At 57.5% G+C, this 2,002-nt stretch carries 1 protein-coding gene; it reads left to right on the forward strand.

Features of this window, described 5'->3' with window-relative positions; genetic code table 11:
- The first annotated feature begins 200 nt into the window (after positions 1-200).
- On the forward strand, positions 201-1,274 hold the full coding sequence (locus A3A5_RS0118800) for an isocitrate/isopropylmalate dehydrogenase family protein (protein WP_018312081.1): 1,074 nt from the start codon (positions 201-203) through the stop codon (positions 1,272-1,274).
- Positions 1,275-2,002 lie beyond the last annotated feature (728 nt).

A 2,002-nucleotide genomic window follows, 5' to 3' on the forward strand; every position in this document is an offset into this window, starting at 1 on the left:
CCCGATCTTGGACTTCGGGGGAATGCTTGATCTGCTTGTTCATGGCTCCATTCTCGCAAGAGTTGGAGCCTCCTCAAAACCCGGGGCGATTCAATACAATCGCGGCGCCATGTTGGTATTTTAGGTTGACATAGTACGTTCGGCTACACTACGAACTCGCGGCAGCCGGTGCCGGACACACTTACATCGGAGATAAGGTAATGAAGATTCTTGTTCTGCCGTGCGACGGCATTGGCCCGGAAATCGTGGGCGCCGCAATGGACGTCCTGAAGGCGGCAGACTCCACCTTCATGCTGAACCTGGAATTCGACTATGACGACGTTGGCTTCGTCAGTCTGGAAAAGTACGGCACTACGCTGCGCGAGGAAGTACTGGACCGCGCAAATACTTACGACGGTGTCATCCTGGGGACGCAATCGCACGCCGACTACCCCACCCCGGAAAAGGGCGGCCGCAACGTGTCCGCAGGTTTCCGCATCGGCCTGGACCTGTACGCAAACGTACGCCCTGCCCGTACCCGTCCGTTCCTGCCTTCCAACATGAAGGACGGCAAGACCATGGATCTGGTCATCATGCGAGAAGCCACGGAAGGCTTCTATCCTGACCGCAACATGACCAAGGGCTGGGGCGAAGTTATGCCGAGCCCCGACATGGCACTGTCGATTCGCAAAATCACCACACATTGCAGCGAGCGTATCGCCCGTCGCGCATTCGAGTTGGCGATGCAGCGTAATAAGAAGGTAACCGCCATTCACAAGGCCAACAGCTTCCACATGACGGATGGTCTGTTCCTGGAATGCGTGCGCCGCGTGGCGGCAGATTTCCCTGAGGTCACCGTCAACGACGTCCTCGTCGACGCCATGGCAGCACACCTAGTCCGCGATCCTTCGCGCTATGACGTGATTGTGACGACGAATTTCTATGGCGACATCCTGTCGGACCTTGCCAGCGAGCTGTCGGGAAGCCTGGGTCTCGCAGGCTCCGTCATGGCAAGCGACACGAACTGCTGCGCCCAAGCTCAGCACGGCTCCGCACCTGATATTCAAGGGCAAGACAAGGCCAATCCGACGTCGATGATTCTGTCGGTGGCAATGCTGATGCAATGGCTCGGCGAGCGCCGCAACAAGCCTGAGTTCCTCCGCGCTGGCGACGCGATGGAAGCCGCGGTAGACAAGATTCTGGAAAACCCGGCGACCCGCACCCCGGACCTCGGCGGTACGCTGGGTTGCAAGGCCTTCGGTGAACTCGTGGCGAAGGCTGTGCAAGCGGCTTAATAGCGATCGCGTTACCGTAGTAAAGGGGCAGGTTATACGCCGTCTTCGACGGCAGTAGCCTGCCCTTTTTGTTCCGATTCGCCGTATTGCGCAAGCAGTTAATGGGCAACGACCCAGACATTCGTACTCGCGGCAGTTGCCGCCCAGATGCACATCCGTCCGCTCCACCGCCAGCAGGGGCCTCGCATTACAACTTCGCTGTCGACATTGGACTTCCTGTGCAGTACGCGGCTTCGCACCCTGCTTTTCCATTGCTTTACATCGTCTGCAGCAACGGAGGGCCAGGCGGACGCGGGGACACGCACTTCGTCAAAGTCCTTCGTGTGAGCCAGTCCGGACAAGCCGATGTGGCGCAAGTCGAAATCCCGCTTCCACATCGGCCATTCACGTCACCGTTGATCCGGCTGGACGCCATCTCGCCATCACCTTTGCAAGGTCCGCGACGGTCCGCGTTTTCGAACTAAACAGCGACGGCTACATCCAACTCCGCTCAGATACAGTCTGTAGCCCTGATATTGACCAATTTCCGCATTCGGTGCACTTCTCGAAGGGTGGAAATACGGCCATCATTTGCGCTCGAGGTAACGATGCACGCCCAGGACTCGAGGAGGATATTGGCAGTTGCAGACCTACTCCCTCTCAAGAAACCATTTCAATTACCTGATTTGATTGGTGTTTTTCAAGAGGATTGTCCTTGTGGCTGGATTGGGACGAGTTCGAGACCCATG

It is taken from the genome of Cupriavidus sp. UYPR2.512 (assembly GCF_000379565.1).
In the GTDB taxonomy this organism is placed as follows: Bacteria; Pseudomonadota; Gammaproteobacteria; order Burkholderiales; family Burkholderiaceae; genus Cupriavidus.

Bases quoted from the DNA above. Each gene is read 5' to 3' on its own strand.
- A3A5_RS0118800 (WP_018312081.1), top strand. From the start codon at position 201: ATGAAGATTCTTGTTCTGCCGTGCGACGGCATTGGCCCGGAAATCGTG.